This is a genomic window from Parasynechococcus marenigrum WH 8102, assembly GCF_000195975.1.
Taxonomy (GTDB): domain Bacteria; phylum Cyanobacteriota; class Cyanobacteriia; order PCC-6307; family Cyanobiaceae; genus Parasynechococcus; species Parasynechococcus marisnigri.
The window spans coordinates 484,851-507,501 of record NC_005070.1 but is presented as its reverse complement, the minus strand read 5'-3'; the positions used below and the strand labels follow the sequence as shown (position 1 = coordinate 507,501).

Annotated in this window: 25 protein-coding genes; 10 read left to right on the top strand and 15 right to left on the bottom strand. The window is 64.8% G+C overall.

What is annotated here, in order from left to right:
- Positions 1 to 82 precede the first annotated feature (82 nt).
- The 3 genes from TX72_RS02460 to TX72_RS02455 are packed head-to-tail and all read left to right on the top strand — an operon-like array spanning position 83 to position 1,947.
- A complete protein-coding gene (locus tag TX72_RS02460; protein ID WP_042502993.1) occupies positions 83 to 793 on the top strand; it encodes a TIGR01548 family HAD-type hydrolase in 711 nt (236 codons plus the stop codon).
- Entirely contained in the window at positions 790 to 1,026 is a 237-nt protein-coding gene (locus TX72_RS14635; RefSeq protein ID WP_011127379.1) for a hypothetical protein, read from the top strand. The genes TX72_RS02460 and TX72_RS14635 overlap by 4 nt, the downstream gene beginning before the upstream one ends.
- 27 nt (positions 1,027 to 1,053) lie before the next feature.
- Positions 1,054 to 1,947, top strand: a complete 894-nt coding sequence (locus TX72_RS02455) for a calcium:cation antiporter (RefSeq protein ID WP_404824904.1) — start codon at positions 1,054 to 1,056, stop codon at positions 1,945 to 1,947.
- Here TX72_RS02455 and TX72_RS02450 read toward each other — a convergent pair.
- Positions 1,944 to 3,272, bottom strand: coding sequence for an aminopeptidase P N-terminal domain-containing protein (locus tag TX72_RS02450; protein WP_011127377.1), 1,329 nt, complete (start codon positions 3,270 to 3,272; stop codon positions 1,944 to 1,946). The two genes, TX72_RS02455 and TX72_RS02450, sit on opposite strands and share 4 nt — an antisense overlap.
- A gap of 87 nt (positions 3,273 to 3,359) precedes the next feature.
- Between TX72_RS02450 and TX72_RS02445 the strand changes: the two genes are divergently transcribed.
- Genes TX72_RS02445 through ald form a run of 5 tightly spaced genes read left to right on the top strand, consistent with a single transcriptional unit; the run spans position 3,360 to position 9,097 of the window.
- The gene (locus TX72_RS02445) at positions 3,360 to 4,358 is read left to right on the top strand and encodes a CNNM domain-containing protein (RefSeq protein ID WP_011127376.1); all 999 of its coding nucleotides are present in this window, start codon (positions 3,360 to 3,362) and stop codon (positions 4,356 to 4,358) included.
- Complete coding sequence (locus TX72_RS02440) at positions 4,355 to 5,650, top strand: DUF697 domain-containing protein (RefSeq protein WP_011127375.1); 1,296 nt, start codon at positions 4,355 to 4,357, stop codon at positions 5,648 to 5,650. The genes TX72_RS02445 and TX72_RS02440 overlap by 4 nt, the downstream gene beginning before the upstream one ends.
- 5 nt (positions 5,651 to 5,655) lie before the next feature.
- Positions 5,656 to 6,231, top strand: a complete 576-nt coding sequence (locus TX72_RS02435) for a nicotinate-nucleotide adenylyltransferase (RefSeq protein WP_011127374.1) — start codon at positions 5,656 to 5,658, stop codon at positions 6,229 to 6,231.
- Positions 6,231 to 7,937: an NAD+ synthase gene (locus TX72_RS02430; protein WP_011127373.1), complete on the top strand. Its 1,707-nt coding sequence runs from the start codon at positions 6,231 to 6,233 to the stop codon at positions 7,935 to 7,937. Before TX72_RS02435 ends, TX72_RS02430 begins: the two co-directional genes overlap by 1 nt.
- A gap of 20 nt (positions 7,938 to 7,957) precedes the next feature.
- Positions 7,958 to 9,097, top strand: a complete 1,140-nt coding sequence (gene ald, locus TX72_RS02425) for an alanine dehydrogenase (protein ID WP_011127372.1) — start codon at positions 7,958 to 7,960, stop codon at positions 9,095 to 9,097.
- 54 nt (positions 9,098 to 9,151) lie between these two features.
- Here ald and TX72_RS02420 read toward each other — a convergent pair whose 3' ends face one another.
- From TX72_RS02420 to TX72_RS02355, 14 genes are all read right to left on the bottom strand, one after another.
- Positions 9,152 to 9,559 (bottom strand): YchJ family protein, encoded by a 408-nt coding sequence (locus TX72_RS02420; protein ID WP_011127371.1) that lies wholly within the window; start codon positions 9,557 to 9,559, stop codon positions 9,152 to 9,154.
- Positions 9,559 to 10,605, bottom strand: coding sequence for a DUF3326 domain-containing protein (locus TX72_RS02415; protein ID WP_011127370.1), 1,047 nt, complete (start codon positions 10,603 to 10,605; stop codon positions 9,559 to 9,561). The genes TX72_RS02420 and TX72_RS02415 overlap by 1 nt, the downstream gene beginning before the upstream one ends.
- Positions 10,602 to 10,787: a DUF8621 family protein gene (locus TX72_RS02410; protein ID WP_011127369.1), complete on the bottom strand. Its 186-nt coding sequence runs from the start codon at positions 10,785 to 10,787 to the stop codon at positions 10,602 to 10,604. Before TX72_RS02410 ends, TX72_RS02415 begins: the two co-directional genes overlap by 4 nt.
- Positions 10,784 to 11,113: a 2Fe-2S iron-sulfur cluster-binding protein gene (locus tag TX72_RS02405; protein WP_011127368.1), complete on the bottom strand. Its 330-nt coding sequence runs from the start codon at positions 11,111 to 11,113 to the stop codon at positions 10,784 to 10,786. The genes TX72_RS02410 and TX72_RS02405 overlap by 4 nt, the downstream gene beginning before the upstream one ends.
- A gap of 33 nt (positions 11,114 to 11,146) precedes the next feature.
- Positions 11,147 to 11,854: a putative 2OG-Fe(II) oxygenase gene (locus TX72_RS02400; protein WP_011127367.1), complete on the bottom strand. Its 708-nt coding sequence runs from the start codon at positions 11,852 to 11,854 to the stop codon at positions 11,147 to 11,149.
- Positions 11,855 to 11,911: 57 nt separating this feature from the next.
- Positions 11,912 to 12,862: a F0F1 ATP synthase subunit gamma gene (locus TX72_RS02395; RefSeq protein ID WP_011127366.1), complete on the bottom strand. Its 951-nt coding sequence runs from the start codon at positions 12,860 to 12,862 to the stop codon at positions 11,912 to 11,914.
- 13 nt (positions 12,863 to 12,875) lie between these two features.
- Entirely contained in the window at positions 12,876 to 14,396 is a 1,521-nt protein-coding gene (atpA, locus tag TX72_RS02390) for a F0F1 ATP synthase subunit alpha (protein ID WP_011127365.1), read from the bottom strand.
- A gap of 57 nt (positions 14,397 to 14,453) precedes the next feature.
- Positions 14,454 to 15,002: an ATP synthase F1 subunit delta gene (atpH, locus tag TX72_RS02385; protein WP_011127364.1), complete on the bottom strand. Its 549-nt coding sequence runs from the start codon at positions 15,000 to 15,002 to the stop codon at positions 14,454 to 14,456.
- Positions 15,002 to 15,484 (bottom strand): F0F1 ATP synthase subunit B, encoded by a 483-nt coding sequence (locus TX72_RS02380; RefSeq protein WP_011127363.1) that lies wholly within the window; start codon positions 15,482 to 15,484, stop codon positions 15,002 to 15,004. Before TX72_RS02380 ends, atpH begins: the two co-directional genes overlap by 1 nt.
- Positions 15,484 to 15,948: a F0F1 ATP synthase subunit B' gene (locus TX72_RS02375; RefSeq protein ID WP_011127362.1), complete on the bottom strand. Its 465-nt coding sequence runs from the start codon at positions 15,946 to 15,948 to the stop codon at positions 15,484 to 15,486. The genes TX72_RS02380 and TX72_RS02375 overlap by 1 nt, the downstream gene beginning before the upstream one ends.
- 68 nt (positions 15,949 to 16,016) lie before the next feature.
- Positions 16,017 to 16,265 (bottom strand): ATP synthase F0 subunit C, encoded by a 249-nt coding sequence (gene atpE / locus TX72_RS02370; protein WP_006851467.1) that lies wholly within the window; start codon positions 16,263 to 16,265, stop codon positions 16,017 to 16,019.
- Positions 16,266 to 16,435: 170 nt separating this feature from the next.
- Positions 16,436 to 17,161, bottom strand: a complete 726-nt coding sequence (atpB, locus tag TX72_RS02365; protein ID WP_011127361.1) for a F0F1 ATP synthase subunit A — start codon at positions 17,159 to 17,161, stop codon at positions 16,436 to 16,438.
- Positions 17,162 to 17,185: 24 nt separating this feature from the next.
- Positions 17,186 to 17,524 carry a hypothetical protein gene (locus TX72_RS02360; RefSeq protein ID WP_011127360.1) on the bottom strand — a complete coding sequence of 113 codons (339 nt, stop codon included), beginning with the start codon at positions 17,522 to 17,524 and terminating at the stop codon, positions 17,186 to 17,188.
- Positions 17,525 to 17,570: 46 nt separating this feature from the next.
- On the bottom strand, positions 17,571 to 18,740 hold the full coding sequence (locus TX72_RS02355; protein ID WP_011127359.1) for a class I SAM-dependent methyltransferase: 1,170 nt from the start codon (positions 18,738 to 18,740) through the stop codon (positions 17,571 to 17,573).
- Positions 18,741 to 18,846: 106 nt separating this feature from the next.
- Here TX72_RS02355 and TX72_RS02350 point away from each other — a divergent pair, with 106 nt between their 5' ends.
- The gene (locus tag TX72_RS02350) at positions 18,847 to 21,738 is read left to right on the top strand and encodes a phycobilisome rod-core linker polypeptide (RefSeq protein ID WP_011127358.1); all 2,892 of its coding nucleotides are present in this window, start codon (positions 18,847 to 18,849) and stop codon (positions 21,736 to 21,738) included.
- A gap of 409 nt (positions 21,739 to 22,147) precedes the next feature.
- On the top strand, positions 22,148 to 22,633 hold the full coding sequence (gene apcA, locus TX72_RS02345; RefSeq protein ID WP_011127357.1) for an allophycocyanin subunit alpha: 486 nt from the start codon (positions 22,148 to 22,150) through the stop codon (positions 22,631 to 22,633).
- Positions 22,634 to 22,651: the final 18 nt, after the last annotated feature.

Genomic DNA, 22,651 nt, shown 5'->3' with positions numbered 1-22,651 from the left:
GAATTTCAAACGACTAACCTACCAGCCGCTCCAAATCAATCTTCTGAGCTCACCAGCGATTCTGCTGTTCGACATCGACGGCGTGATCCGTGATGTCGCCGGCAGCTACCGACGCGCCCTCCAGGTCACGGTGGAGCACTACAGCGGCTGGCAGCCGATGGCGGCGGACATTGATGCCCTCAAAGCCGAGGGCTGCTGGAACAACGACTGGGACGCCAGCTTGGAACTACTGCGTCGCCATGAAAACGATGTTCCGAGCAGAAGCGAGCTGATCGAGGTGTTCAGCGGCTTCTATTTCGGCGGTGATCCCGAGGGTGATCCCGCTGAATGGCAGGGCTTCATCGGCGACGAGCCGCTGCTGGTGACTCGAGCCTTCTTCGACGAGCTCACCCGGCATGACATCCGCTGGGGCTTCGTGAGCGGGGCCGAACCCCCCTCAGCCCGCTATGTGCTGCAGCAGCGGCTTGACCTGAAGGATCCCCCCCTGATCGCCATGGGCGATGCGCCCGACAAACCAGATCCCACCGGCTTGATTCGCCTGGCTGAGCAGATGGCCGCCGGCGAGGTCCCCCACTGGATCGCCTACATCGGCGACACGGTGGCTGACGTGCAGACGGTGCTGAATGCCCGCAAGCGGCGACCAGAGCTTCCCTGGCGCAGCCTTGCTGTGGCCCCACCGCATGTCACCGATGTTTCGACGTATCACCGGCAGCTGCAGGACGCCGGCGCCGACCGCATCGTTGGCGCAACCCGGGAGCTTCTCCCGATGCTCCTGGACGAACTAGCCCCATGACCGACTCGGCCGCTCAACGCCATGGGGGGTGGATCCCACTGCTGTTTCCGATCCTGGTGGGCCTTGCAGTCCTGGCCTCAATCGAACTCACCGACGTGATGGGCTGGCTACTGGTGCAACCCACCGCGCTCGTGCTCAGCGGCCTGATCCTGCTGAGCGTCGTGGTGCTGTTGCTCTCCCGCAGCGTGGCCGATCAGGCAGACCGGGTAGCCGAGCTGATCGGACAGCCCTAGGGGACCCTGGTGCTGACGGCGGCGGTGATGACAATCGAACTGGCGCTCATCGCCAGCACGATGCTGACCGGCGAGCGCAACCCGACCCTGGCTCGGGATTCCATGTTCTCGGTGGTGATGATCGCCCTGACTGGGGTGACCGGTCTCTGCAATCTGCTGGCCGCCGTGCGCCGCGGGGCCCTCTGCGATGACGGCAAGGTGGACACCAGCCAGATGGTGGGCCCCAACCTGCTGGGTGCCCTCACTTACTTCGATCTGATCAGCACCATGTGCGTGCTGGCCCTGGTGATTCCCAACTTCAGCCGCAGCACCACGGAGGCGAACTTCAGCACCCCGGTGAATGTGGTGTTGTCGGTGGTGGCCCTGGGGGTCTACGCCGTTTTCATCAGCGCCCAGATGGGGCGTTACAGCAACCTCTACACCGAACGGAAGAGCCTGATCATCCGAGACGAAGTCGCCCTCGAGGCCGAGGCTCAAGCTCTGCCGCTGTGGAAGGCCGCAACGCTGTTGGTGGCTGGCCTGTTGGTGGTGTGCCTGATCGCCGAGTCGATGGGGCAGCTGATTGAAACCGGCATCACCGACCTGGGGTTACCCAGTTCACTGGCCGGCGTGCTGGTGGCGATGTTGATCCTGGCGCCGGAAGCACTTAACGCCGTGCAGGCAGCCTCACAGGGGGAGGTGCAACGCTCGATCAACACCCTTTATGGCTCGGTGGTGGCCACCGTGAGCCTCACCGTGCCGGCGGTGCTGGTGCTTGGGGTGATCACCAACACCGATGTGATCCTGGGGCTGGAGCCCTTCGAGATGGTGTTGCTAGCCCTCACCTTGATCCTCAGCTATCCCCACCCCTGCCTAACCGGCATCGAAGGCCTGATGAAACTGGTGATCTTTCTGTTCTGGATTTTGCTGCAGGTGGCTTAAGAGCGTTCCATCGCCGCCAGGCTTTTCTGCGCCGCGGCCGTGAGCACTTCATGGCCGCCGTTTGTGACGGCCACGTCGTCCTCAATGCGAATGCCGATCCCCTTCCAGCGGTCATCGATCTGCGGCTGGCCCTCAGGAACGGCCAGGCGATCACTGATGTAAAGGCCCGGTTCCACGGTCAGCACCATGCCTGGCTCCAGGCTGGCGGGCTGCTCACCCAGGCGATAGGCCCCCACATCGTGCACATCAAGCCCTAACCAATGGCCAGTGCGGTGCATGTAGAGGTGGCGGTAATCACCCTGTTCAATGATGCCGTCGGGTTCCCCGACCAAGAGACCCAGATCCACCAGGCCCTCCACTAGCACCCGCAGAGCGGTGGCATGGACCTGTTCTGCCGTACCGCCGGGGCCCACGACGGCAATGGCCGCCTCCTGCGCCGCCAGCACCAGGCTGTAGAGATCGCGCTGCTCGGCGCTGAAGCGACCGTTGATCGGGAAGGTGCGGGTGATGTCGCCGTTGTAGTAATCGGCGATCGAGCAGCCGGCATCGATCAGTAGCAGGTCACCGTCCTGCAGCCCAGCGGTGTTGGCGGTGTAGTGCAGCACGCAGGCGTTGTCGCCTCCAGCCACGATCGAGCCGTAGGCCGGTCCGCGGGCTCCGGCGGCCCGGAAGTGGGCCTCGATCGCTGCCTGCACCTCCGATTCATTCATCCCTGGACGGGTCATACCCCGCGCCAGCTCATGGGCCTCCGCAGAAATCCGGCAAGCCAGCCGCATCCGGTCGAGTTCATGGGGCTCCTTGCGCAGGCGCAGCCGATGCAGGATCGGCGTCGGCGCCACCAGCCCCAGGGCCGCTGCACCGCAGCGGGCATAACTGTCCAGCTGCCGCCCCCAGGCCGACAGAACCAGCGGTTCCACCGCGGGATGGCGGCCGACGCGGAAGGCGATCGCCTCGGCCCCATCGAGGAACTCCGGCAATCGGGCACTGAGCTGATCTAGGGGCAGGGCGATGTCTGCGCCGTAGCGCTCCACGGCCCCTTCGGTGCCCCAGCGGAAGCCGGTCCACACCTCCGCCGCCGGGTCCTTGGGCTGCACGAACAACACAAACCGTTCCCCCTCGGGCCGATGGGGCAGCAACAGGGCCACTGCATCCGGTTCATCGAAACCGGTGAGATAGAAGAAGTCGCTGTCCTGCCGGAAGGGCCACTCGCAATCGGCGTGATGGGTGGCCAGCGGGGCCGCCGGAATCACCGCCGCAGCCGCACCGAGCTGGTCGAGGAAGCGCTGACGCCGGCTGGCGTGGATGCTGGAGTCGAAGTCGTGCACGCCAGGTTGGGCCTCATCTGATCAGGATGGCAGCTCGGCTGGTGCAACCGGGAAGCGTCGATACGATGGCGGTCACGCCGGACTCTGATGCGTTCCGACCTGCTGGTGCTGCTGCTGTTGGTGCTGGTGGTGCTGCTGGGATCGGCCCTGTGCTCTGGGGTGGAAGCAGCCTTGCTCACAGTGAACCCGATCCGGGTGCATGAACTGGCGGCCCGCAGCCGCCCAGTAGCCGGCTCCCGCCGGCTGGCGAAGCTGCGCCAACGGCTGGGCCGCACCCTGTCAGTGCTGGTGATCGCCAACAACGGGTTCAACATCTTCGGCAGCCTGATGCTGGGGGGTTACGCCGCCTGGGTGTTCGAGCAGCGGGGCATCGGTGGCGCCGCCCTGCCGCTGTTTTCCATCGGGCTCACCGTGCTGGTGATGCTGCTGGGGGAGATCCTGCCCAAGGCCCTCGGCAGCCGCCTGGCCCTGCCCGTCTCCCTGGCCGCCGCACCGCTGCTGCACTGGCTCGGTCTGCTGCTCAGTCCGCTGGTGCTGCTGCTGGAACGGCTGCTGCCGGCGATCACCGCTGAATCCGAAATCACCACCAACGAAGAGGAGATCCGCCTACTGGCCCGGCTGGGGTCCCAGAAGGGGGAAATCGAAGCCGACGAGGCCGCGATGATCGGCAAGGTGTTCCAACTCAACGACCTCACCGCCCGGGACCTGATGACACCGCGGGTGTCGGCCCCAACCCTGGATGGCAGCCTCAGCCTCGAGGCCCAGCGAGCTCTGCTGCTCGGTAACAACGCCCCCTGGTGGGTGGTCTTGGGAGACCAGGTGGACAAGGTGCTGGGGGTGGCCAACCGCGAACGGTTGCTGACGGCATTGCTGGAGAACCGCGGCCTGCTGACCCCCGTGGATCTCTGTGAGCCGGTGGAATACGTGCCGGAAATGATCCATGCCGATCGGCTGCTCACGGGCTTCCGCCGCGACAGCAGCGGCGTGCGGGTGGTGGTGGATGAATTCGGTGGCTTTGTGGGGGTGATCGGCGCGGAAGCCGTGCTGGCCGTGCTGGCGGGCTGGTGGCGCAAGCCGGCAGCATGACGGCCATGGTGACCATGACCCCTGCCACCACCGAACGCTGCCGGCAGCTGCTGCAGCGCTGGCGGCAAGACCTGCGGCTAACCCGGCGCGAACAAGGCTTGCTGCGTGGGGAGTTGACCCTGCTGGACCGTCAGCTGCAACGGCTGGAGCACAAAGTGCTGCGGCTGGCCGTTTTCGGTCGGGTGGGGGTTGGCAAGTCGAGCCTGATCAATGCCCTGGTGGGGCAGCGGCTGCTGGAGACCGATGTGGCCCACGGCAGCACCCGCCGCCAGCAGGCCGTGACCTGGCCGTTGAAGCTGGATGGGCTCCAAAGGGTGGAGTTGATCGACACCCCCGGCATCGATGAAATTGACGCCGCCGGCCGCACTCGCCTGGCGACCCGGGTGGCCATGGGGGTTGATCTGGTGCTGCTGGTGATCGACAGCGACCTGACCCGTTGCGACCGCGATGCCCTGGAGACCCTCCAAGCCAGCGGCAAACCGGTGCGGTTGGTGCTCAACCGCAGTGATCGCTGGCCTGAAGAGCAGCTGCCGGAGCTGCTGGACAGCATCCGCTCCCGCCTGCCCAGCGATCTCCCCCTCACCGCCGTGGCGGCCGCCCCCCGCCAGCCGCGGCTCGATGCCGACGGCAGGGTGCGCAGCAGCGCTGCCCCCGCCCGGGTCAGCCCCCTTAAAGATCAACTGGTCGAGCAGTTTCAGCGGGAAGGGGAGCTGCTGCTGGCGTTGCAGAGCCTGCGCCAGGCCGATCGCTTCCAGCAGGAACGCCAGCACTTGCGGTTGCGGCAACACCGCCGCACCGCCCAGGGTCTGATCGGCCGCTATGCCGCCACCAAGGCCACCGCCGTGGCGGTGAACCCCCTGATGGGCCTCGATCTGGCCGGTGGACTGGCCTTCGACACCGGCCTCGTGCTGCAGCTCTGCCAGCTCTACGGCCTGCCGCTCACGCCCTCGGCCACGCGGCAGTTGCTCCAACAACTCTCCGGCCAGAACGCCCTGCTCGGAGGTGTGCAGCTGGGGTTGGGGCTGCTGAAGCAACTGTTGCTGCTGCTGGTGCCGGTGAGTGGCGGCGCCAGCCTGGCGCCGGCTGCTCCGGTGGCCCTGGCCCAGGCCGCCCTGGCTGTCCACGCCAGCCGCCGCACCGGTGCGCTGGTGGCCCGTCAGCTGCTGCAGGTGCGGGGGGGCCAACCCGGCGCCCTGCTGCAGCGGCTGGAACAACGGGATCCGGTGGTGCGCCATTGGATGCAGCGCTGGCAGCGGCGTCCTCAACCCGACTGGCAACCGCTGCTGCCCTGAGCAAGATGCAGAAGATCGCCTTGCTGGGCACCAGCGCCGACCCCCCCACCTGCGGCCATCAGGCCCTGCTGAAAGGCCTGCTCAGCCTTTACCCCCAGGTGGCCACCTGGGCCAGCGACAACCCCCAGAAACATCACGGTGCCCCCCTGGCCCTGCGCGCCCAACTGCTGCAGGCCCTGGTGGAGGAGATCAACGACCCGCGGCTGCAGCAGGAGCAGACCCTCAGCCATCCCTTCACGATCCGCACGATCGAGCAGGCAACGGCCCGCTGGCCCGAGGCGGAACTGGTGTTTGTGGTAGGCAGTGACCTGGCGGCGTTGATCCCGGGCTGGAAGTCGTCAGCTCAGTGGTTAAGCCGCTGCCGGCTGGCGATCGCCCCACGCCAGGGCTGGCCGCTTCGTGACCAGGCCCTGGCAGACCTGAAACGACTGGGGGCCCGCATCGACCTGCTGGAGCTGCAGGTCCCCGCCAGCGCCAGCTCAGCCCTGCGTCAGTCTCCCGAGCAACGCCAGATCCCCGCAGCGGTGTGGACCCTGCTGTTGGAGCACAATCTGTATGGACTGTTCCCCAGCCTTCGCTGATGCGCCTGGCCCTGGCCCAGCTGAATCCTGTGGTGGGCGACCTGCGGGGCAACGCCGAACGAATCCTGGCGGCCGCCCGTAGCGCCAGCGCCGAAGGGGCGACGCTGCTGCTGACGCCGGAGCTTTCGCTCTGGGGCTATCCCCCCCGGGACCTGCTGCTGCAACCGGCGCGGCTGGCCCTGCAGAGCGCTGTGCTCGATGGGTTGGTCGAGCAGCTCGATGGGCTGTGCTCCCTGCTGGTGGGGGTGGCCCTCCCCTGCGACGACGATCGCGCCCCGGGCCTATACAACGGAATCGCCCTGGTGGACCAGGGGGGTTGGCGGGGGGTCGCCCGCAAACAGCTGCTGCCCAGTTACGACGTCTTTGATGAGCGGCGCTACTTCCGCCCCGGCGACGGCCCCTGCCTGCTGACCCTGGAGGAAGGAGAACGGCTGGGGCTCACCATCTGCGAAGACCTCTGGGTAGAGGATGCGCTGCAACGGGAGCGGCTGGCGGGACCGGACCCGATCGCCGCCCTGGTGGAGGCAAAACCCGATCTGCTGATCAATCTGGCGGCCTCGCCTTTTGACCCCAGCAAACCGGCCCTGCGGCGCCAACTGGCCGGCCAGGCGGCCCGACGTTTGAACTGCCCGGTGGTGTACCTCAACCAGGTGGGCGGCAACGACGAACTGGTGTTCGACGGCAGCAGCCTGGTGGTCGCCCCGGATGGCAGCACCCTGCTGGAGCTGCCGGCCTGCCGGGAGGCCGTTCAGGTGTGGGACAGCAGTGGTCCGCAACAAGCGACGGCTCCTCTATCGCAGACGCCTTGCCGCGAGGAGCTGTTGCTGCGGGCACTGGTGCTGGGGGTACGCGACTACGCCGGCAAATGCGGCTTTCAGCGGGCACTCCTGGGGCTCAGCGGCGGCATCGACTCGGCGCTGGTGGCGGTGATCGCCGCGGCCGCCCTCGGCCCCGAGAACATCTCCGCCCTGCTGATGCCCTCCCCCTGGAGCTCATCAGGATCGATCAACGATGCCACCGCCTTGGCCAATCGCCTGAACATCAAGACCCACACGCTGCCGATTCAGGGGCTGATGCAGGGGTTCGATACCTCGCTCACGCCGGCCCTGGGCCAGCAACCGCAGGGGGTCACCGCTGAGAACCTGCAGTCCCGCATCCGCGGCACGTTGCTGATGGCCGTGGCCAACCAGCAGGGCCAGCTGCTCTTGACCACCGGCAACAAATCCGAGCTGGCGGTGGGGTATTGCACCCTCTACGGCGACATGAACGGCGGTCTGGCGGTGATCGGCGATCTGTACAAAACCAGCGTCTTCGCCCTCTGCGACTGGATCGACAGCCCAGAAGCCAGGAACTGCCGGGAGGATCTGGGGCTGCCGCAGCAGGGGGAATTGGTAGGGGAAGCGATCCGCCGCAAACCCCCCAGCGCTGAACTGCGGCCAGACCAGAAGGACAGCGACTCCCTGCCGGACTACAGCGAGCTGGATCCCCTGCTGAAAGGGTTGATCCAGGAGCGGACCACGCCACAGGCGCTTGTGGCCGCCGGCCATGACATCCCCCTGGTGGAGCGGGTGCAGCGGCTGCTGCAGCGGGCGGAATTCAAACGGCGGCAGGCGGCACCCCTGCTGAAGGTGAGCCCCCAGGCCTTCGGCAGTGGCTGGCGTTTACCGATCGCCGCTGGCGGACTCTGTTCTGCCGGGCCAGATTGAAGGGACCTCCTTCAGCCCCCATGGCAGCCTCCGTCCTGACGGCCCCGATGGCCAGCATCGGCGTGCCCAGGGAAATCAAGGCCGATGAGCAACGGGTGGCCCTCACCCCCGATGCCGTACGGGAACTGATCAGCCAGGGGCTGGAGGTGCGGGTCGAGGCCGGGGCCGGGGCGGGAGCCGGCATCGGCGATGAGGCCTTCGCCGCAGCCGGAGCCCAGCTGGTGAGCCGTGAGGACGCCTGGGGCGCCCATCTGGTGGTGAAGGTGAAGGAGCCGCAGAGCGAGGAGTTCGGCTTCCTGCGGGACGACATGGTGCTGTTCACCTACCTGCACCTGGCCGCCTATCCCCAGGTGGGCGAGGCCTTGCTGGAGGCCGGCACCGCTGCCATTGCCTACGAAACCGTGCAGCTGGAAAACGGCAGCCTGCCGTTGCTGGCGCCGATGAGCGAAATCGCCGGGCGGCTGGCGGCCCAGGTGGGGGCCCACCTGCTGGAGAAACCCCATGGCGGACGCGGCGTGCTGATGGGGGGCTGCACCGGCGTGCAGCCGGCCCGGGTGGTGGTGCTGGGGGCCGGCACGGTGGGCTGGAACGCCGCCAGAACCGCGGCGGCCATGGATGCGGAAGTGCTGCTGCTGGACCGTTCACCCCAGCGACTGCGCAGCCTGGAGGCGGATCGTCGCGGTCGGCTGATGAGCGTGGTGAGCAGCCGTGGTCTGCTAGAGCGCCTGGTGCCCACGGCGGATCTGGTGATCGGCGCCGTGCTGACCCCTGGCGGCCGAGCCCCGACCCTGGTGGATGAGGCGATGGTGCAGCAGATGCGTCCGGGCTCGGTGATCGTCGATGTGGCGATCGACCAGGGGGGCTGCATCGCCACCAGCCGCGAAACCACCCACACCGACCCCACGGTGACGATTCACGGTGTGCAGCACTACGCCGTGGGCAACATGCCCGGGGCGGTGCCGTTCACCTCCACGGAAGCGCTGGTCAGCGTCACCTTGCCTTACATCCTTGGCATCGCCGGCCGAGGCCTGGAGGAAGCCGTCACCGAACGGCCGGAACTGCTCTCCGGTCTCAACACGGTGCAGGGATCCGTGTGCCATCCAGGGGTCGCCAAGGCCTTGGGAGTAGCGCCCCGGCACCCGATGGCCTGCCTGCGCTGAAGCGGCACGATATCGATAACAACACGACACGATAAACAGACGATTTCGTGCCTATCAGGAATTCAGTTCGATGGCCCGGACGTAGAACCACTCTCCGGCGAGCGTGCCACCACGGCGCTGGAACAGCGACGTCTCCACCAGCACCCCCTCGCGGTGACGGGCTTCAAAGCGAACGGTTCCCTCAAGATCAGCCGCGCCACCACCATCAACCGCCAGGATCGACAGCCCCAGCCAGCGGGTCTGACGGCAGGCCTGACGCAGGGCCCGGCGCGATTCCGTCGGCTCATGGGTCTGCAGCAGGTAGTCCACCTCGCCTTTGGCGAAGGCCGAATAGCGGGAACGCATCAACTGTTCGGCGGTTTCCGCCCGCCGCTCCTGCCGGTGCAACGGTCCGCAACAACGGCTGTACTCGCCGCCGCCACAGGGGCAGGGTCCTGAATCCTGAGCAAAGCCACCGGGCATCAGCTCAACCGCTCCAGGGCAGGCAGAGGCCGCTCCAAGGAACTTGCTGATAGTCCCTCCCGCAGCGCCAGCAGCAAACCAGCGGCTTCTGCGTAACTACGCGCTCGCTGCACGCCATGGTCAAGCCCGAGGGCCTCGGCCGACACCGTCAGGACCGAGGGGTTGGTCACCGTGATCAACGGCACCCCGCGCTCGAGGCAGGCCAGCACCGCTTCGCCGCCAAGGCCCCCCTCCGGCGCCACCACTGCCCCCAACTGAGCGGCCTGCAACGCCCCTTCACCCGCCGGCAGCAGATCCGGAGCCTGGCTGAGGCCCACCAGCACGCAGGCCAGAAATGTGTAGCCCAACTCCTCGCCGGCCGCCCGCGGATCCAACTGCGGATCCAAGGCCAGCGGGGCCAAGGCCGGGGCATGGGCACAGGGGATCTGAAGGTGCCGCACCAGCAGATGGCTGATCACCGCTTCAGCGCCCGCCAGGGCATCAACGCCGCTGCCGGCGCGATACTCCGCCAGCTCCTCGCTGGCTGGATCCTCCGGGAAACGGGCCACCACCGCGATCGCCGTAGCACCGGCTTGCTTGAGCCGCTCACCAGCCCTGAGCAAAGCATCGGGACGACCCAGGCGTCCCCAGCTGGAACCGCTGCTGCCCTGTTCGAGCTGAACCTCCAGGGGCTGGTCCGTGGTCACAACAGGTCCGATCTCCAGGCCGAGGGTGGCGCGACAGCCCTCCGCCACCTGCAGGTGCCGCTGGGCCAACTCCGCCTCAATGCCGGCATCCAGCAGCAGCCCGATCCGCTGGCGGCGTACCGGTTGCAGATCCCACTCACCGACGGCGAAGCGATCGAGGCTGTAGCCCTCCACGTAATGGATGCGCGGGTCGCGCCAGTACAACGCCGCACCGTTCATCACATTGGGATGGGTGATCAGGCAACCGCTGGCGGCGGCCAGCAGGCGAGCACTGGGCAGTGCATCACCGGCAAAGCCCCCGATCTGGCAACCGATTCCAGTCGGCACCAGCATCAGCACCGGCAGCGGGGCGGCATTCATCCTTCAACGACAGCTTCCACCTGCAAGCGCCGGTCACCGCTCGGATCCACAGAGACGGCCGTGATCGCCCAGCGCAAGAGGGGCGCCTCATGCTCCAGCTGCTGGACCAGCCACCGACGCAACTGCTGGGGGGGAACGGTCTGCGGCCAGGGCAACTGCCGTTCCAGGCGCCGCAGCTTCACTTCTGATATTGGCCGAACTGGGCTTCGTAGAGGGCATCCTCCTGGCCGGCCTTGAGGGTGAGATCAGCCCGGGGGAAGGCCACACACAGCAGGGCATAACCCTGCTGCTGCAACTCTCCCTTCACGCCCATGGCATCGGGTTGCTCCACCTGTCCGTCACTGATCACCGCAGCGCAGGTGGTGCAGACGCCGGAACAACAGGAGCTGGGCAGGGTGACGCCGGCAGCCTCAGCAGCGTTAAGCACCGTCTGATCGGCACGGCAGCTGAAGCTATGGGTGGTGCCCTCGAACTCGGCGCGGACGGTGTAGGTAGCCACCTCGGACATTCCGGGACTCAGCTCGGTTAGGCTGGCATTCTCTCAGTTGACCTCCAACGGTTGAGGGGTCCAGAGCGAGGGATGAGGCGCCAGGTATTCCGGCGGATCGCCATCAACTGGAGCGGTCAGGACAAAGTCAAAGCTGATGGAGCAGCGCAGCAACTCCGGATCGCCATTGGCCAGCACGCTGTGGTCGAGGCGGGAGGGGAACAGCACCAGCAGTCCTGGCTGCGGCGCCAGATCCCAATGGGGCTGATTGAGGGGATGGCCAGCCGCGATCGGACCGCCGTGGCCGGCCGCCGATCCAGGCACCAGCTCATTCGGTTGGGATGGGGCATGGATGCGCAGCACCCCGTCCTCGCCGCTGCCGGATCCACTCAGGTAGAGCACAGCACTGAGATGGGCATTGGGGTGGTGGTGACGGCCCACCACCTGATCCCAGTCGCTGAGCACAGGCCAGCAGCGCTGCACGTGCAGAGCCAGCTTGGCCTGATCGAAGCCAACGGCCGACAGGTAAGCCCAGGCCTGCTCCACCACCCGATCGGTCAGACCGCTGAAGTCGGGATGCCGATGCAACTGCCAGACACCATTGAGGTCGCCGGTCCAGGCGCAGCCGGAATTGGGGTTTCCCTCATCAGCCCCCCTGAGCATCAGCAGGGTCTGCAGTTGAGCCGCCAGTTCCAGCGGATCCAGCCTCAGCTGAGCCGTGGCCACGGCGGTAGGGAACAGCGCATGAATCTGGAGAGCCATCACTCCATTAAAAAAGCCGGCCCCCGGGGACCGGCTCGATCAGGTTTGACCTGACGATCAACCCACAGCGGCAGCACCACCGGCCACTTCCAGGATTTCCTGGGTGATGGCGGCCTGGCGGGCCTTGTTGTAGTCAAGGGTCAGGGTCTTGGCCAGCTCCTTGGCGTTGTCGCTGGCGTTGTTCATGGCGGTCATCCGGCTGGCCAGTTCAGAGGCCGCGGACTCCTGCAACGAACGCAGCAGCTGGTTCTGCAGATAAAGGGGCAGCAGGGCGTTGAGCAGCTGCTCAGGGGTCTGCTCGAACACGATGTCCGAAGGGATCTTCGGTTCGGTGTTGGCAGGGCCAGCTCCGGGTTCCACCGTCAGACGGCCGTCCTTGGTGGTGAGACGGAAGATCTCATCCTCAGGATCAGCAATGTCCTGAGGATCCAAGGGCAGCAGGGTCTGCACCACCGGTTTGCAGCTCACCAGGTTGATGAACTTGGTGAAGATCAGCTCGACGCGGTCGGTGCCAGCACCGATGAATTCGGCCAGCACATCGGTGGAGATGGTGTTGGCTTCATCCGCTGTAGGCACCTGCTCCAGACCGGAGAAGGTGGCCTGCACCGGGTAATCACGCTTGGTGAAATAACCGATGGCCTTGTTGCCGATCAGCACCAGCTTCACCTTGAAGCCTTTGCCCGTCAGCTCAGCGAAGCGCTGTTCAGTGCGCTTGATGATGTTGGCGTTGTAGCCGCCGCAAAGACCACGGTCACCGGTGACGGACACCAGGGTGATGGTCTCCACGTCGCGTTGCTCCATCAAAGGAGACGACGCATCCTCGAAGCGCATGCGGGACTGGAGGTTTTCCAGGATCCGCGCCAGCCGGTCCGCGAAAGGACGGCTGCGGAGCACTTGCTCCTGAGCGCGACGCACCTTGGCCGCAGCCACGAGGCGCATGGCCTCGGTGATCTTGCGGGTGTTTTTGACCGATTTAATCCGGTCGCGGATTTCCTTGAGATTCGCCATGTCGGCTCCTCCCTCAGGCCGCCGAAGCGACGAGGGTGGACACGACTTCGCTGATGGCGTCCTTGAGGATCGCCTCAGCTTCAGGGCTCATCAACTTCTTCTCCTGGATTTCGGTGATGAACTCAGGCTTGTTGGACTTGAGGTACTCACGCAATTCGCGGGAGAAGTCGACCACCTTGTCGACGGGGACCGCATCGATGAGGCCCTTGACGCCGGCATAAACGATGGCGACCTGCTCAGCCAGGATCAGCGGGCTGAACTGGGGCTGCTTCAGCAGTTCCCGTAGGCGCTTGCCGCGCTCCAGCTGCTGCTGGGTGGACGCATCGAGGTCGGATGCGAACTGGGAGAAGGCGGCCAGCTCAGCGAACTGAGCCAGTTCCAGCTTCAGGGTGCCGGCAATCTTCTTGATGGCTTTGGTCTGGGCGGCACCACCCACCCGGCTCACGGAGATACCCACGTTGATGGCGGGACGCAGGCCGGAGTTGAACAGGTCGGAGCTGAGGAAGATCTGACCGTCCGTGATCGAGATCACGTTGGTGGGGATGTAAGCCGACACGTCACCGGCCTGGGTTTCGATGATCGGTAGAGCCGTCATGGACCCTTTGCCCATGGCATCAGAGAGCTTGGCTGCACGCTCCAGCAGACGGCTGTGGCAGTAGAAAACGTCGCCGGGATAGGCCTCACGACCGGGCGGACGACGGAGCAGCAGTGACATCTGGCGGTAAGCGGCAGCCTGCTTGGACAGGTCGTCGTAGATCACCAGAGTTGCCTTGCCTTTGTACATGAAGTACTCGGCGATGGAGGCGCCGGTGTAGGGAGCCAGGTACTGCAAAGCTGCGGGCTCAGAAGCGTTGGCGGCCACGATCACGGAGTAATCGAGGGCACCGCGCTCACGCAACACCTCCACAACGTTGGCCACAGAAGCAGCCTTCTGACCGACGGCCACGTAAACGCAGATCATGTCCTGATCCTTCTGGTTCAGGATCGTGTCGATCGCGATGGCGGTCTTACCGGTCTGGCGGTCACCGATGATCAGCTCGCGCTGGCCACGGCCGACGGGGATCATCGCGTCGATGGCGGTGATGCCGGTCTGCATCGGCTCGTGCACCGACTTGCGCTGGATGATGCCAGGCGCCATGGATTCGATCAGGCGCGTCTCGCTGGTGGCGATTTCACCCTTGCCGTCGATGGCGCGGCCCAGGGAGTTGACGACGCGACCGAGCATGGCCTCGCCAACGGGCACGGAGGCGATCTTGCCGGTGGCCTTCACCGTGCTGCCTTCCTGAATGCCCAGGCCCTCGCCCATCAGCACCGCGCCGACGTTGTCGTCTTCCAGATTCAGAGCGATGCCTTCGGTGCCGTCCTCGAACTCGAGGAGCTCACCGGCCATGGCCTGCTGCAGGCCGTAGACGCGGGCGATGCCGTCGCCCACCGTCAGGACGGAGCCGACGTTGCTGACGGAAACCGACTTGTCGTAGTCCTCAATCTGTTGTTTGAGGATGGCGCTGATCTCGTCGGGACGGATGGAAACCATGGCGTGTGATCCCAGCGGGGAGTTGGGGAGGAAGGGGCGGTGAAGGAAGGAGTGGGGTCAGCTCGCTTTGGCGAGCGCCAGACCGAGGCGACGAACCTGGCCAGCCAGGCTGGCGTCGATCACCTGGGATCCAAGACTCACGACGAAGCCGCCGATGAGTGAGGGATCAACACTGAGGTCGATGTCGACCATGTTGGTGCCGGCCATCGCCTGCACCTTTTTGGAGAGGGCCGCCTGCTGATCCTCGGTGAGGGTCTGCGCTGAGCGGACTTCAGCAAGAGTGATGCCCTGCTGCTCTCGGTAGAGCTCGAGGTAGCGCAGCATCACGGCGTCGAAGGCCAGCAGCCGCTGGCGATCAGCCAGAACCTTGAGCAAGTTCAGCATGGACGGCGTGACTTGCTCGCCGACGAGCGCCTGCAGTGCCATTTTCTTGGCATCGGGCTCGAGCACCGGCGACACCATTGCATTGCGGAAATCAGCGGAACTGTCCCAGATCTCAAGCAGTTGCTTGCACTGGTCAGCGACCGTCTGGGATTCGCCACGGGCTTCAGTGACCTGAAGCAAGGCTTCGGCGTAGGGGGTGGCGAGGGAATTCAGGAGAGGCATCAGGCGTTCTCCAGGTTGGTGATGGTGGAGTCGATCAACCGGGCCTGAGCCTGATCATCGAGACGGGATGGCAGGTCACTCAGCACCTTGTCGATGGCCGCCAGAGCAGCCTCACGACGCAGGATGTCCTTGATGCGAGCTGCCTCGGCATCGGCATCGGCAGCTGCACCTTGCTTCACCGCAGCCATGGCGGCGATGGTGCGCTGTTCACCATCACTGCGGATGGCAGCCGCACGGGCTTCACCGTCCACACGGATCTTGTCGGCTTTCTGCTGAGCAGCAGCCAGATCAGACTGGGCCTTGCTGAGCTCTTCAGTGGCGGTCTTCAGGCGCGTTTCAGCATCCTGAAGTTCTTGAAGAATGGCCTGGCGACGACGGTCGAGGATGCCGCCGAGAAAACCACGCAGGAACCAGACCAGGACACCAATGACGATGGCCAGGTTGACCAGGTTGGTCTCTAGAGGGTTGAAATTCAGAGTCATCACGCAGCCAGAAGTCGGTTGATGATGGTGGTGCTGAGCTGATCCACCTGGCCCTGCAACTGGGTGCGGGCAGATTCACGCTCGGCTTCGATGGCGCGACGGCTTTCGTCTTTGCTGCGGTTGGCTTCGGCTTCCGCCGCTGCCAGCGCTTCGCGATACAGACGGTCAACCTCTTGTTCGGCCTCGACAATCACGGATTGAGCCGCCTGACGTGCCCCTTTCAGCTGTTCAGCCAGATCGGCCTCGAGCTGCTCCACCTGGGCAAGCTTCTGCTTGGCATCGGCGCGGCTGGTGGAGATGTAGCCCTCACGGTCTTCCACGACCTTGCCGACCGGACGGAAGAAGAGGACATTGAGCAGGAAGGTGAGGAGAACCACCTGAACCGCCATCAGCGGAAGGGTGGCATCGAGGTCAAAGAGACCTCCCTCCGGAACACCTGCTTCAGCGAGCAGAAGCCAGGTCATGGAAGGGTGCGCTGGAAAGGGATCGAAACAAGGGGTTCAGAGGGGGAGCCAAAGCTCCCCCGCGCTGATCAGCCGGCGAAGGGGTTGGCGAACAGAAGCACCAGAGCCACCACCAGGCCGTAGATGGTCAGCGATTCCATGAACGCCAGGGACAGCAGCAGGGTGCCGCGAATCTTGCCTTCGGCTTCGGGCTGACGGGCGATGCCCTCAACAGCGCCGCCGGACGCGGTGCCCTGACCGATACCAGGACCGATGGCGGCCAGACCGACTGCCAGGCCAGCAGCCACAACGGAAGCGGCGGAGGTGATGGAATCCATGTTGGGTGGGGTAAGGGGAAGCGCGGGGATGCGCTGAACGGAATGGACTTGGGGATCGGTTCCCCCCGCGCAGGGACACTCCTGAAAGGAGCGGGCCCGGGTGCTATCCGGACCTGCGCGCGGACGTGTTTAGCAGATCGCCCTCAAATGGCGAAAGCCAATGAGGGCACTTAGTGGGCCTCGTGCAGACCTTCACCGATGTAGAAGGCGGTGAGAGTCGCGAAGATCAAGGCCTGAATGGCACTGGTGAACAGGCCAAGCAACATCACCGGCAGGGGCACCAGCAGGGGCACGAGATACACCAGAACGCCTACAGCCAGTTCGTCCGCAAGGATGTTTCCGAACAGACGGAAGGAGAGCGACAGGGGCTTGGTGAATTCCTCGATGATCTTGAACGGGAGCATGATCGGTGTCGGCTCCACGTACAGCTCGAAGAAGCGCAGACCCTTGCGGCTCAGACCGGCATAGAAATACGCCAGGGACACCAGCAGGGCCATGGCCACCGTTGTGTTGATGTCTGCGGTGGGAGCGCCCAGCTCACCCTCGGGAAGTTCGATGATCTTCCAGGGGATCAGCGCGCCACCCCAGTTGCTGATGAAGATGAACAGGAACAGGGTGCCGATGAACGGCAGCCAGTCGCGGTAGTACTTCTCGCCGATGTTGTCGCGGGCGATGTCGCGAATGAAGTTCCAGAGGAACTCCAGCAGGTTCTGCAGACCCAGGGGGTCGCGCTGCATGTTGCGGGTGCCAGCCAGAACAAGAACCAGCAGGATGCCGATCAGGATCCAGGAGCTCAGAAATACCTGGCCATGCAGGTACAGATCGCCGATCTGCCAGTACAGGTGGTGGCCCACTTCCAGTTCAGCGAACGGGAGTGGAAAGGGCAGCAAAGCCATGGGTGCAGAGAGGAGTGCTCAGCTTCAGCGGTCGTCGAAAACGTGCTGAAGAATCAGGGCGGGCTTGTAGAGAAGGAATCCCAGGAAAGCCGGCAGCAGATCGAGCTGGGGCAGCTTGGCCGAACCAACCACAAGCAAGGTCGGAACGATGAGCTGAAAACGCCCCAGTCCACGGGACTGGTCACTGAGCCGGGCCACGCTGCGGGCAAGCAGACGCACGTACAGAAGTCCGGCGCAAGAACCCACAAACACACTGCCGGCCACCGAAAGGTTCATGGTGAGGGCCACGATTGAAATCGTGACCAAGGACACCATGACGGTGGCCAGCAGCAGACGGCGCTGAAGACGGTAGAAATCCTCCAAGCGCTGCCTGAAATAGCGCGCGGAATCTATCACGCGTCTTCGTTGCTTACGCCTTCAGCAGCAATAGCTGGCGAGCCGCGAGATCACGGATCACGGCTGGCTCCGCCATGGCACCCAGCGGTGTGTTCGGCTGCTCGTCAACGCGGCGCAACAGTTGGCGCTCTGCATCGCTGAGCTGCAGCGGTTGCATGTTGCGGTCCAGGATTGGATCCGGTTCCCCCCAGAGGCAGGGCTGCCGCAGTCCCTTGGCAGCCTGCAGAGCAGCGTCACTCCAGCTCGCTGGCTGAACCGGTTGTGACGACAGGAAGAACTCAAAGTGGCTGATGTTTGGATCCAGCTGTTCCACCAGCAGCCATTGCTGACGTTGCGGCAGCGCCTGGGCCCGCTCCAGCAGTTCTCCGTTCAGCAGCCTGGCCGGATCCCAGACCTCCGCATTGGAGAAGCCGGCGAAATGGAGATCGGCCGCTTCGATGAAGGCAAACAGGCGCTGCAGGTCGTAGCTGGTCTCCTGCGGATGCAAATACATGTCGGCGAAGTTGGCATCGGCGGCGCAGTCCACGGCCCAGCGCTCGCAATGGTGACGCGCCAGTCGGTTGCCCTCCGGCAGCGACGCCAACAACTCCCGGCCAAGGCGCAGGCCCTCGCGTCCCGTGCCGACATCAAGCAGGGTTAGGGCCTGCTGGGTGCGGTGGATCTCCCAGCGGCCGGCGTCCGCATACAAGAAGAGATGGAGCAAACCATCGGGGGCCAAGCGCCCAGCCAACGAGCGCAGACCCGACTCCGGTTGATCCAGATGGTGCAGCACCCCGACGGAGTTGATGTAGTCGAACGGTCCTTCGCTCTCCAGGTCCAGCAGGCTGCGCTGCTCCTGGCGCAGCTGGCTCACCTGGGCCGCTGCACCGGAACGCTGCAATCGCTCCCGGGCCACCGCCAGTGCCCCCTCGCTGATGTCGATCCCCAGAACCTCGGCACCTGGATTGAGATGGCAGAGGTAGTCGGTGCTGACACCGGTGCCGCAGCCGGCATCCAGGATCCGTGGCCTCACCGTCCCTGCTGGCACCGCCCCATGCACGGCAGCCAGGACGCTCTGATGGCACCAGCGCCAGTTGTACCCGGGTGGTGGGCCGTCCTGCAGCGGATCACCAGGAAACGGGAAACGGTCGTAGAAGGCGCTGACCACCGGAGTGGCGGCGTCCCTGTTCCCTGGCTCAGCCATGGAGGAGAAATCGGGTGATCCCGAGCTTTTCACAACTTTTGTTCATAGGTCGGCTGGGCTTCATCCCGACAGCCGTAACGTGACGCGATCCGGCTTGCATCCGTCGATGACAGTGACCGCCAGCAGCGGCAGCCCGCGTGTCTCTCCCCAACTGTTCGACACCCTGCCGCTCTCCAGCGTTCGCCAGGCGGAGCAGCAGGACCGCTTCCCCGAGCGTGTTGAGCTCGAGAACCTGGTCAACTTCTTCCGCAGCGGTCAGGACCGCATCGAGGCCTCGCGGATCATCGCGGCCAATGCGGAAGCCATCGTTGCCCGTGCCGCCAACCGCATCTTTGTGGGCGGTACGCCGCTGTCGTTCCTGGAAGCACCGCTGACCACCGGCGAGACCGGCCGTCCCAGCGGTCAGGAGGGCACCCCCCTGGCGGCGGACCAGGTGGCCTTCGAACAATCGGTGCGCACCTTCACCGGCAGCAGTGGTGACACCAAACGCGGCAATTTCCTCACCCGGCTGCTGGAAGGCGCCGGCGGTGATGCCGATGTTCGGGTTGTGCTGCCTACTGGCTTCAATGCCATCAGTGTGGCCAAGTACGGCCCCGCCTTCATGCGCAAGTCCGTGCGGGACATGGGCTGGTTCCTGCGCTACGTGGGCTACGCCCTGGTGGCCGGTGACCCCAGCATCCTTGCGGTGAACACCCGCGGCCTGCGCGACATTCTTCTGGAGAACTGCTCCCTCACCGCCACCAACGTGGCGCTGCAGGAAATGCGCGCCGCATCAGCCCAGCTGCTGCGGGATCGGCCGGAAGCCCGCCAGCTGACCATCGACTGCTTCAACGTGCTGTTGCAGGAGTTGGCGATTCCCACCCCCAGCACCAAGCAGCGCCAGGGCAGCAGCGTCCAACAGGGCCTGCAGCTGCCGGCGATCTATGCCCTGGCCGCCGAAGGGCGCCAATTGCTCGAGATGCGTCCTGGCCTCTCCGGATCTGAAAAGGCGGAAATCATCCGCGGTGCCTACCGCCAGGTGTTCGAACGCGACATCGCTAAGGGCTACTCCCAGACCCCTTGCAGTTTGGAAGCCAGCCAGGTGGTGCAGGGCCAGATCTCGATGCGCGAATTCATCCGCGCCCTTGGCCGCAGCAAGGAATACCGCCAGCAGTTCCACGACGGTTACGTCAACAGCCGGGTGGTGGAGCTGGCTTACCGCCATTTCCTCGGCCGAGGAATCAGCTCCCTGGAGGAGTTCCGCAAGTCCTTCGCCATCCTCAGCGACCAGGGTCTGAACGGCCTGGTGGATGTGTTGGTGAACTCCGCCGAATACGCCCAGACCTTCGGGGAAGAGACGGTTCCGTTCCTGCGCGACTTGGGCACCGAAGCGCAGGAGAGCGCCGGCTGGGGCTCCAACCGCAAGCTGTTCAACTTCAGCGCCCCCTTTGATGGGGCTCCTCAGTACGTCACCCTTTACGCCTCCTACCGCCAGCCCTTCGCTGATCAGCACGTCTACGGCGGTGGCAACGACCCAGTGGCCAACCAGTACGGCGCCATCTTCCCCAGTGGCACGGCCTCGGTGGCAACCCGCCCCGCTCCCTACGGCTACGACAGCCGTCGACTGCTGGTGAGCAACGGACTCAACAGCCCCGGACAGCTGGACAGCGCCAGCTTCCGCAGCAGCCGTCCACGCAAGGTTGGGCCCAGGGTGATGCGTCTGCAGCAGATCGCCACAGGTGGCAACGTCAACCCCCGGCGTGGCGGTCAGCCCAGCGTGCGCAACACCGAATCCAGCACCCAGGCGGTGATCAACGCCGTGTATGTGCAGGTGCTGGGCAATGCCGGCTACGCCGGTGAGCGCCGCGGCTCCGACGAGGCCCGGCTGGAAAACGGCGACATCTCCCTGCGGGAGTTTGTGCGCTGTGTGGCCCGTTCCGATGCTTTCCGCCGCCGCTATTGGAGCGGCCTTTACATCACCAAAGCGATCGAGGTGATCCATCGCCGCTTGCTCGGCCGCCCCACCTTTGGTCGCTGGGAGATCGATGCCCTGTTCGACACGGCAGCCCGCAAAGGTTTCTACGGCGTGGTGGATGCCCTGATCAACAGCCGCGAATACAACGAAAGCTTCGGCGAGGACACCGTTCCCTTCGAGCGGTTCATCACCCCTGGCGATCTTTCTGTGCGTCGAACGCCCACGTTCATGCGTGAGGTCACCAGCTTTGGTTACGCCGAATCGAGTTTTGTTCTCAACAACCGACCTGAAGCTGCTGAAACCAAAGGATTCCGCGGCAGTGGTGAGCTGACGCAGCGCAATCTGCTCGGCAATTCCAAGGCAACCTCAGAGGGCTGGAGCGGAATGGCCAGAGGGTTCGCTCAGGGAACGGACCTGAACCCCAGCTTGATGCAGATCCGACTTGGGGAATCCCTCCAATCCAAATCGGAACGCCGCAAGGCGCTTCCCCCGCTCACGCCAATGACCGGCGCGCTGGCCAGTGGTGGGGCTAATGGATACAAGCTGCGTTCCAGTCTTCCTGCATCTCTCTCGCTGACGCGACCCTGCAGTGAAACAGAGCTGTTGAACGTCATCAACGCGACATACAGACAACTGCTCAACCGCGTGCCGCTTGACAGCGAACGACTGCTGTCAGCCGAATCGAAACTGCGCAACGAGGACATCAGCCTGAAGGGTTTCATCGAAGCTGTTGCCCTCAGCGATGCCTTCCAAACACGACTGTTCAACCTGGCGCCGTTGCGGGCGGCGACCGCCGCCACAATTGCTTTGCTGGGCCGCGCTGCGACCCCTGCTGAAGTCAGTCGGTTCCTGATTGTGCGCGCGGAATCCGGCCAACCCAAAGCCGTTCAAGAGCTTGTTGAGCAGCTGCCTGCGAGCGACAGCGTCCCTCGCACGGACGGCATGAACACCCGTTCAGGCGTCAGTCAGGCCACGCTTCAGCGCACGGCAGCCCTCTACCGCGGCAATGCCGGCATGACGCCACCCACCGACGCCGCGATCTGAGGACGCTGAGGCTGTCGTCCTAACAATTCAGAACGTCAATTCCTGGCGTTCTCGATCAATTTGCCTGGGTGAAGTGCTGCTTCATCCGGGCTCTTTTGCTGTCATCAAACCGCGAGAGAAAACCCCGGCAAACCACAGCTGCAGCAACGGGTCTGCCCACGGCGTCAGGGCCGTGAAGAACTGTTACCCGGCCAAAAACCACAGGGCAATGCCGGTGCAGGATGCGTCAGCCGAACGCGACAGAGCGACGCCACACCGATCACGTGTTGATCGTTGTGAACAAGCTTCGCCTCTGACGCTTCGACCCCCTGTCTCAGCCTTTAGTCTGAGACGCGATCCTTCGGGATCACCCCTTATTCACCGGATACCGGTCTCCTACGGGCGGCCGCTTGTTTCGAGGCAGAACTGCATGAGCATCGTCTCCAACTCGATCATCAACGCGGACGCCGAAGCCCGCTATCTCAGCCCTGGCGAACTCGACCAGATCAAAGCCTTCGTGACCGGCGGACAACGCCGTCTACGCGTGGCTCAGGTTCTGTGTGAGAGCCGCGAGCGGATTGTGAAGCAGGCCGGCGGCCAGCTGTTCCAGAAGCGCCCTGACGTCATCTCCCCCGGCGGTAACGCCTACGGCGAAGAGATGACCGCCACCTGCCTGCGCGACATGGATTACTACCTGCGCCTGGTGACCTACGGCATCGTCGCGGGTGACGTGACCCCGATCGAAGAAATCGGTGTGATCGGCGCCAAGGAGCTCTATCGCTCCCTGGGCACTCCCCTCGAGGCCATGGCGGAAGCCGTGCGTGAGATGAAGACCGTCGCCATGGGTCTGCTGACCGGCGATGACGCCGCTGAAGCCGGCACCTACTTCGACTACGTGGTGGGCGCACTCGCCTGAACCCCCCGCTGACCTCCC